An 8,922-nucleotide genomic window follows, 5' to 3' on the forward strand; every position below is an offset into this window, starting at 1 on the left:
CGCCGGTTGCCCGCGGGCCGAACGGGCGGCAGGGCCCGGGGCGTGGGCGGCGCGGCGGTCCGCCGGGGAGGGACGCCGGCCCGTGTGCCCGGTGCCGCCCGACGGGCCGAGGGCCCCGAAACGGCGGACGCCCGCCGACCCGGGGTGTCCGGGAGGGCGGGCGCCGGTGCGCGGCGGCTCGAGGTCAGTCGCCGATCAGGGCGTCGACGAACGCCTGCGGCTCGAACGGCGCCAGGTCGTCGGCGCCCTCGCCGAGGCCGACCAGCTTGACCGGCACGCCCAGCTCGCGCTGGACGGCGATCACGATGCCGCCCTTGGCCGTGCCGTCGAGCTTGGTGAGCACGATGCCGGTGATGTTCACGACCTCCGCGAACACCCGCGCCTGCACCAGGCCGTTCTGGCCGGTCGTGGCGTCCAGCACCAGCAGCACCTCGTCCAGCGGCGCCTGCTTCTCGACGACCCGCTTGACCTTGCCCAGCTCGTCCATCAGGCCGGTCTTGGTGTGCAGCCGGCCGGCGGTGTCGATCAGCACCACGTCGGCCCCGGTGGCGATGCCCTCCTTGACGGAGTCGAAGGCGACGGAGGCCGGGTCGCCGGCCTCCGGGCCGCGCACCGTGTGGGCGCCGACCCGCTCGCCCCAGGTCTGCAGCTGGTCGGCGGCGGCCGCGCGGAAGGTGTCGGCGGCGCCGAGCACCACGGTCTTCCCGTCGGCGACCAAGACGCGGGCCAGCTTGCCGGTGGTGGTGGTCTTGCCGGTGCCGTTGACGCCGACGACCATGACGACACCCGGGGTGCCCTCCTTGGCGTCGGTCTTCACGGCGCGGTCGAACTCGGGGTTGAGGATCTGCAGCAGTTCCTCGCGGAGCAGGACGCGCAGCTCCTCCGGGGTGCGGGTGCCGAGCACCCGGACCCGCTCGCGCAGGCGCTCCACCAGCTCCTGGGTGGGCTGCACGCCGACGTCGGCGGTGAGGAGGGTGTCCTCGATCTCCTCCCAGGTGTCCTCGTCGAGGTGTTCGCGGGAGAGCAGGGTCAGCAGGCCCTTGCCCAGGGCGTTCTGCGAACGGGACAGGCGGGCGCGCAGCCGGACCAGGCGGCCGGCGGTGGGCTCGGGAACCTCGATCGCCGGGGCGGCGGGTTCCACCGGGACTTCTTCGACCAGGGTGGCGCCGGTGGGCGATTCGGGGAGGTCGACCTCCTCGATCGTGCGGCGCTCCTGGTCCCCCGGTGTCTCGGCCTCCTCGCCGACCTTCGGTTCGGCCGGCGGGGCGGTGATGTCGGGCGCGGACGGTGGCGGCGGGGGCAGCTGCTTCTTCCGCCGGCCGCCGACGAGAAGGCCGGCGAAGGCGACGAGGGCCACCACCGCGATGATTACGGCAAGGATGACGGTGTCCATAACGCGTCCCAGTATCGGCCATGGGGCGCACGCCGCCCGGGGTGCGCGCCGTGGTTCTCCCACGGGAGTCCGGCAGCGGCCCGCACGCCCCGCCCGCCGGCGGCTACCGCAGCCGCTGGCTGATCACCTTGGAGACGCCGTCACCCTGCATGGACACGCCGTACAGCGCGTCGGCGACCTCCATGGTCCGCTTCTGGTGGGTGATCACGATCAGCTGGGAGGACTCCTGGAGTTCCTGCATGATCCGGATCAGCCGCCGCAGGTTGGTGTCGTCCAGGGCGGCCTCCACCTCGTCCATCACGTAGAACGGGCTGGGCCGGGCCTTGAAGATGGAGACCAGCAGCGCCACCGCCGTCAGCGACCGTTCGCCGCCGGAGAGCAGGCTGAGCCGCTTGACCTTCTTCCCGGGCGGCCGGGCCTCGACCTCCACGCCGGTGGTCAGCATGTTGTCCGGGTCGGTGAGGACCAGCCGCCCCTCGCCCCCGGGGAAGAGCCGGCCGAAGACGCCCTCGAACTCGCGGGCGGTGTCCCGGTAGGCCTCGGTGAAGACCTGTTCGACCCGCTCGTCGACCTCCTTGACGACCTGGAGCAGGTCGGCGCGGGTCTTCTTCAGGTCCTCCAGCTGCTCGCTGAGGAACTGGTGGCGTTCCTCCAGCGCGGCGAACTCCTCCAGGGCGAGCGGGTTGACCTTGCCGAGCTGCTGGTAGGCGCGCTCGGCGGCCCGCAGCCGCTTCTCCTGCTCGGCGCGGACGAACGGCCGGGGCCGGTTGCGCGGGTGCTCGGGGTCCTCGGGCAGTTCCTCCCCCTCGGCCGGCGGGGACGGCGGGACGGGCTCGCCGGGGCCGTACTCGGCGACCAGTGCCCGCGGCTCGACGCCCAGTTCCTCCAGCGCCTTCGTCTCCAGCTGCTCGATCCGCAGCCGCTTCTCCGCGCCCAGCACCTCGCCCCGGTGGACGGAGTCGGTGAGCTTGTCGAGCTCGGCCTTGAGGTCGCGGCCCGTGGTGCGGGCGGCGGAGAGCTCCCGCTCCTGCCGTGCCCTGGCGGCCTCGGCGGCGGCGCGCTCCCGGTCGGCGCGGTCCAGCGAGACCTCGACGTGGGCGAGCAGCTGCCGGGCGCCGGACGCGACCGCCCCGGCGACGGCTGCCTCGTGGCGCAGCCGGGCCCTGCGGCGTTCGGCCCGGACCCGGGCCTCGCGTTCGGCGCGGGCGGCGCGGTCCAGCGAGTCGGCGCGGCCGGCCAGCGCCTTGACCCGCTCCTCGTGGGTGCGCAGCTGGAGCCGGGCCTCCATCTCGGTCTGCCGGGCGTTCGCCCCGTCGGCGGCGAGCCGGTCGCGCGCCGCGGTGTCGGGATCCTCCTCGACCGGCATCTCCTCGGCGACGGCCAGGCGTTCCGCCAGCTCCTCCACGTCGGTGAGCGCCTTCTCCAGCGCCTCCTGTGCGCGGGCCGCCGCGGCGGCGGCGCGTTCGGCCTCCCCCGCGGCGCCCCGGGCCTGGCCGGACAGGCGGCCGAGCTGCTGGGAGACGCCGGACTTCTCCCGGTCGGCGGCACGGCGCCGCTCCCCCAGTTCCTCCACCAGGGCGGCGCTCTCCGTCCGGCGCTCCGCGGCCAGCCGCTGGACCTCGGTGAGCTCCCCGCACCGCTGCTCCAGGTCCTGGAGCGCGGCGGCGGCCTCGTCGACGGAGGCCCGCACCTCCAGCAGGCTGGGGGCGGCGGCCGATCCGCCGTGCGCGTAGTGGGTGCCGAGCAGGTCCCCGTCGGCGGTGACGGCGGTGAGGCCGGGGCGGGTCCGGACCAGTTCCTCGGCGTCGTCCAGGGAGTCCACCACCACGACGCCGCGCAGCAGGCGGCGCACGGCGGGCATCAGGTCGTCGGGGCCGGCCACCAGGTCGGCGGCGTGCGGCCACCGTTCATGGCGGGCGGCGGGGCCGTGGTCCTCGTCGGCTCCGGCGAGCAGGAACGCGGCGCGGCCGGCGTCCTGCTTGCGCAGCAGGCGCAGCGCCTCGGCGGCCGCGGCGGGCGAGGCGGCGGCCACCGCGTCGGCGGCGGCGCCGAAGGCCGCGGCGAGGGCGACCTCGTGGCCGGGGGTGACGGTGAGGAGTCCGGCGGCGGGGCCGAGGATCCCGGTGAGGGTGTCCCCGGCGTCGAGCAGGGCGCCGGTGCCGTCCTTGCGGCGCAGGCCCAGGGCGAGGGCGTCGTGCCGGGCGCGGGTGGCGGCCCGTTCGCGCTCGGCGGCGGTGAGGGCTTCGCGGGCGGCGGTGAGGGCGGCATCGGCGTCGGCGAGGGCGACCTTGGCCCGGTCGTGGCGCCCGGCGAGTTCGGTGTCCTCGGCGTCGAGTGCGTCGACCTCGGCCCTGAGCGCCTCGTACTCCTCCTGGGCGGCGACGGCGCGGGCCTCGGCCTCGTCCCGGGAGGCGGTGAGGCGGTCGATCTCGGCCTGGGCGGCGGCGGCCCGGGACCGGGCGGCGCCCACCTGGCCGCTGAGCCGGGCCAGGCCCTCACGGCGGTCGGCGACGGCGCGGGCGACGTCCCTGAGGCGGCGTTCCTCGGCGGCGAGCGAGCGCTCCAGCTCCTCGCGGTGGGCGACGGTGTCCTCCAGGGCGCGCTCGGCGGCCTCCAGGGCGGCCTCGAGTTCCGCCTCCTGTTCCCGGACGCGGGCGGCCTCGCGCTCCATCTCCTCGGGGTCGCGGCCCCGGCGTTCCTCGACGGGGGCGGCGGTGGCGCTCTTCACCCGGGCGTCGGCCAGCGAGACGGTGCCGCGGACGCGTTCGGCGAGCCGGGAGAGCTCGTACCAGGTCTGCTGGGCGCGGTGCAGCCGCGGGGCGAGGCGGCGGACCTCCTCCTCCAGCAGTGCCTCGCGCCGCGACGCCTCGCGCAGCTCCTCCTCGGTCGCCTCCTTGCGCTCCTTGAGGGCGGCCTCGTCGGCGACCTCGGCCCGCAGCGCCTCGCGCAGCCGCACCAGGTCGTCGGCGAGCAGCCGCAGCCGGGCGTCGCGCAGGTCGGCCTGGATGACGGCGGCCCGGCGGGCCACGGCGGCCTGCCGGCCGAGCGGCTTGAGCCGGCGGCGGAGCTCGTCGGTGAGGTCCTGGACGCGGGCCAGGTTGGCCTGCATGGCGTCCAGTTTGCGCAGCGCCTTCTCCTTGCGCTTGCGGTGCTTGAGGACGCCGGCCGCCTCCTCGATGAAGGCGCGGCGGCCCATGGGGTCGGCGTGCAGCACCGAGTCGAGCTGGCCCTGGCCGACGATGACGTGCATCTCGCGGCCGATGCCGGAGTCGGAGAGGAGTTCCTGGATGTCCAGCAGGCGGCAGGTGTCGCCGTTGATCTGGTATTCGCTGCCGCCGTTGCGGAACATGATCCGCGTGATGGTGACCTCGGCGTACTCGATGGGGAGGGCGCCGTCGGAGTTGTCGATGGTCAGCGAGACCTCGGCGCGGCCGAGCGGCGGGCGGCCGGTGGTCCCGGCGAAGATGACGTCCTCCATCTTGCCGCCGCGCAGCGACTTGGCGCTGTGTTCGCCCATGACCCAGGTCAGCGCGTCCACCACGTTGGACTTGCCCGAGCCGTTCGGGCCGACGACGCAGGTGATCCCCGGTTCGAACCGGAGGGTGGTCGCGGACGCGAACGACTTGAAGCCGCGGAGGGTCAGGGCTTTGAGGTGCACGCCGGTGGACTTTACCGGCCGGTTCCCCCGCTTCTCCATGAAACCGGTCTCAATGCACCGGCCTCACGCACCGGCCTTCCCGGTCGCCCCCGGAGGGCCGGGTCTCCGCGAGCCGGTGGACCGTTCCGGTTTCGCACGGCGGGGCGGCGGGCAGATCACAGCTACGGAAACGGCGACGGGGCGGGACGAGCACGGCTCGGGGAGGGCCGGACCGGCGGACGGCGGGGAAGGTCCGAAGGGGGGAAGGCGAAAGGGACGCCTGGGGCGTCCCTTGAGGCACCGGCGGAGGTGCGGTTCTGTTCCGGCCTGCGCGCGAGCCGGGTCAGCTGAACGCGGGCTCCGCCTGGTGTGCGTCGATGCTCTCCATGATCCGGTCGCGAGAAGCGGCAGCCGCGAGCGCGTCCTTCTCCGCCTGGATCCGCACGAGCTCGGATTCCAGGTCCTGGACGCGCTGCTGGAGCCGTCGCATCTCGGCGAGGAGTCGCGGGTCGGAGCCGCCGACGTAACCGAGAAGCGCCTTTGCCATGATGGATGGTCCTCCACACTGAGTGACCGACCGAAGCGGTGGTGGGTCGTGAGGGAATCGCACCCGTAGTGCCCGACACTGCGATGTCAGCCTGAGGTCCTGCCGCTGTTTCCACATGCCAAACAGCTAGGGTGCGCGGGGCTTTCAGAGTCTCACCAAAAAGTTTGACGGTCAACACGATCACGCCCCGTATCGGCGGTGTCCCCGGGGCGCTCGGCGCGGAACTCTTCGCGCGGCGTCTCCTGCGGGGCCCGGGGGCGTGCGGATCATCCTGGCCCGTCCCGTCGCCCGTGACAACCCTTTTGCGGCGGTCACCTGGACTTTTCCGTTGCCGGGCGGTCCGGGGCGGGCCGGAGGGCGGCGGCCGGGCGGGCGCGGGAGGCGGCTGTCAGCGGATCTCGAAGCCGCTGTAGCCGCCGCGAGGTGTGTCCCAGATCTCGGTCACGCCGTCCACGCGGCCCGGCGTGTCCTCCCCCGCCAGCCACTCCAGCAACAGCTCGCAGCGGTCACGGGGGCCCTCCGCGACGACCTGGACCCGTCCGTCCTGGAGATTGAGAGCAAAACCACTCAGGCCGCCGAGCTCCAGCGCCTTCGCGCGCGTGAACCAGCGGAATCCCACGCGTTGTACCTCGCCCCGGACCCAGGCGACCAGTCGTGCGTCGTCGTTCATACGTGCACGCTAACCGAGCAAAAACCTCACCGGACGCCCACACCCCCTGGAGCGATGCGGTAGCGTCCCCCCTCGACCCCCAGCGAAACTCACCCTCACGAGTGATTCGCGTGGACCGCAGCACGGGAGAGAGGCCAGCAGAGGAATGGGACGCCACCGACGCTCCGCCGCCGGCCGCAAGGGCAAGGGCGGGAACGACACCCACACTCCCCCCGCCACCGGTGCGGCCCCCTCCGGGCCCCGGCCCGGGCAGGAGGAGTACCGGACGACGTACGACGCCTACGGCTCGTATCCCCAGGGCTCCAACGGCCCGTACGCCCACGACGACTCCCACGGCTACGGCTACGGCGACTCCTACGGCCACGGCTACGACTCCCCGGGTCACGACGGCTCCTCCGGCCACGGTCACTCCTCCTCCGAGGACGACTACGCGCGTAGTCACGCCTACCTGTTCGGCACCGATGAGCCCTCGGCGCCGGCCCACCACGAGGCGCCGGCCCACCACGAGGCCCCGGCCGCCCCCCGGCCCGCGCAGCACGACACCGCGCCGTCCGGCCGCGGTTCCAGGACCGGGCGGCCCCGGCGCCCGGTGCGCACCGGGCTGCTGGGTGTCTCCGCGGCGCTGGCGGTCGGCGTGGTCGCGGCCGCCACCGGCATCGTGCCGGGCCTGGACACGTACCGGCTCGGCGGCGACGGCACGATCCGCGCGATCGACGGCCCGGGCAACGCCGAGACCCAGCAGGGCGGCTCCGGAGGCCGCGTCGACCCCGGTGCCCCCTCGGCCGGCGCCGGCGCCGGGTCCGGCTCCGCGAAGCCCTCCCCCTCCACGTCTCCCTCCGCCTCCGCGAAGGAGAAGAAGAAGGAGGAGGAGGAGGAGGCGAAGCCGTCCCCCTCGCGCACCGCCGCCGAGAAGACGGCCACCCCGCAGAAGGCCGCGCCCACCACCAAGGATCCGGAGCCGAAGGATCCGCCGGCCGGCGGGGCCGGCCTGTCGCGGGAGGAGGCCGCCCGGGCGCAGGTCCTCCAGCTGGTCAACCAGGAGCGGTCCGCCGCCGGGTGCAGCCCCGTCAAGGCCGACGGCGAGCTGGTCGAACTGGCCGACGACTTCAGCCGGGCCATGGCGGAACAGGGCTTCTTCGACCACACGGACCCCAGCGGCGCCACGCCCTGGGACCGCGCGGAGGCCGCCGGGGTGAGCAACCTGGGCGGCGAGAACATAGCCCGCGGCCAGGCCGACGCGGCCGCGGTGATGGAGGCCTGGATGAACAGCGACGGCCACCGGGCGAACATACTGAACTGCGACTTCAAGACCCTCGGCGTGGGCGTCCACTTCGCCTCCGGCGGCCCCTGGTGGACCCAGGCCTTCGGTTACTGAGCCGGCCCCGGCCTCGCCCGGGCGCTCGGTTCCGGTGCCGGTCCACGGGGTGGCCGCAGCCTCCCGCGCTCCGCGCCGGGCGGCGGAGCTCCGCCAGGCGGAGCGGTCCGCCCTCCGCGCCGTCGGCGTCGGGGAAGCGGACCGTGCCGCAGCGTCCGCGGTGCCGGCCGCGCGCCCGGACCCGTTCCCGGCCCGGGGCCCGCGTCACCGCACCCTGGGCGGCCTCTGGCAGCGGGGGCAGAAGTAGCTGGACCTGTTCATCCAGGGGCGGCGGCGCATCGGGGTCCCGCAGCGGCGGCAGGGCAGGCCCTCGCGGCCGTAGGCGTCCAGGGAGCGGTCGAAGTAGCCGGACTCGCCGTTCACGTTGACGTACAGGCTGTCGAAGCTGGTGCCGCCCACGTCGAGGGCGGCGGACATCACGTCGCGGACGTGCCCCAGCAGTTCCGCCGTGCGCGGGCGGGTGAAGCCGGAGGTGGGGCGCTCGTAGTGGAGGCGGGACCGCCACAGCGCCTCGTCGGCGTAGATGTTGCCGACCCCGCTGATCAGCGACTGGTCGAGCAGCGCCCGCTTGACGGTGGTGCGACGGCGCCGGAACGCCTGGTGGAACGCCTCGTCGTCGAAGAGGGGGTCCAGCGGGTCCCGCGCGATGTGCGCGATGACGTCCGGCAGCCCCTCGGCGTCCACGGGGTGCAGCGAGAGCCCGCCGAAGGTGCGCTGGTCGACGAAGCGGAGCTCGGTGCCGAGTTCGTCGTCGAAGCGCACCCGGATGCGCAGGTGCTTCTCGTCGGGGGCCTCGTGCGGCTGGACCAGCAGCTGTCCGCTCATGCCGAGGTGGGCCAGGACGGCCTGGCCGGCGTCCTCCAGCGGCAGCCACATGTACTTGCCGCGCCGGCTGGGCACGCCGATCCGGTGGCCGGCCAGGCGCCGGGCGAAGTCCTCACCGCCCGCCAGGTGCCGCCGCACCGCGCGCGGGTGCAGCACCTCGACGGCGTCGACGGTGCGGTGGGCGACCCACCGCTCCAGGCCGCGCCGGACGACCTCGACCTCGGGCAGTTCGGGCATGGCTCGGTCTCCCCCCGTGAACGTGGGCGAACGCCCGCCCCCGGTCGGTCGGGGGGCGGGCGCTCATGGATGTGCCGCGACGGGCCGCGGCGGAAGCGGACGGGTCAGGCGGACGCCTGCTCCGCGTCGGCCGTCCCGCCGGGCTGCGGCGCGTCGGCGGCGTCGTCGGCCCGCCGTGCGCCGGCCTCCTCGGAGGCGGCGGACGCGGCGGCGTCCGCGGCCGTGCCGGCGGCGGGCG

Annotated in this window: 6 protein-coding genes; 1 reads left to right on the forward strand and 5 read right to left on the reverse strand. The window is 74.9% G+C overall.

Going from position 1 to position 8,922, the window contains the following annotated elements; genetic code table 11:
- Positions 1–184 precede the first annotated feature (184 nt).
- From ftsY to A2U95_RS04965, 4 genes are all read right to left on the reverse strand, one after another.
- On the reverse strand, positions 185–1,393 hold the full coding sequence (gene ftsY, locus A2U95_RS04950; protein ID WP_166021001.1) for a signal recognition particle-docking protein FtsY: 1,209 nt from the start codon (positions 1,391–1,393) through the stop codon (positions 185–187).
- A 103-nt stretch (positions 1,394–1,496) separates the two neighbouring features.
- On the reverse strand, positions 1,497–5,051 hold the full coding sequence (gene smc / locus A2U95_RS04955; RefSeq protein ID WP_166021002.1) for a chromosome segregation protein SMC: 3,555 nt from the start codon (positions 5,049–5,051) through the stop codon (positions 1,497–1,499).
- 322 nt (positions 5,052–5,373) lie between these two features.
- Complete coding sequence (locus tag A2U95_RS04960) at positions 5,374–5,577, reverse strand: hypothetical protein (protein WP_166021003.1); 204 nt, start codon at positions 5,575–5,577, stop codon at positions 5,374–5,376.
- Positions 5,578–5,965: 388 nt separating this feature from the next.
- Positions 5,966–6,247: an acylphosphatase gene (locus A2U95_RS04965; protein WP_166021004.1), complete on the reverse strand. Its 282-nt coding sequence runs from the start codon at positions 6,245–6,247 to the stop codon at positions 5,966–5,968.
- A 145-nt stretch (positions 6,248–6,392) separates the two neighbouring features.
- On the opposite strand from A2U95_RS04965, the gene A2U95_RS04970 reads away from it, so the two are divergent.
- Positions 6,393–7,622, forward strand: a complete 1,230-nt coding sequence (locus tag A2U95_RS04970; protein ID WP_166021005.1) for a CAP domain-containing protein — start codon at positions 6,393–6,395, stop codon at positions 7,620–7,622.
- A gap of 204 nt (positions 7,623–7,826) precedes the next feature.
- Here the strand turns inward: A2U95_RS04970 and mutM are convergent, their stop codons facing one another.
- Positions 7,827–8,684, reverse strand: a complete 858-nt coding sequence (mutM, locus tag A2U95_RS04975; RefSeq protein WP_166021006.1) for a bifunctional DNA-formamidopyrimidine glycosylase/DNA-(apurinic or apyrimidinic site) lyase — start codon at positions 8,682–8,684, stop codon at positions 7,827–7,829.
- Positions 8,685–8,922: the final 238 nt, after the last annotated feature.

This window comes from Streptomyces chilikensis (assembly GCF_001642695.1).
GTDB lineage: Bacteria > Actinomycetota > Actinomycetes > Streptomycetales > Streptomycetaceae > Streptomyces > Streptomyces chilikensis.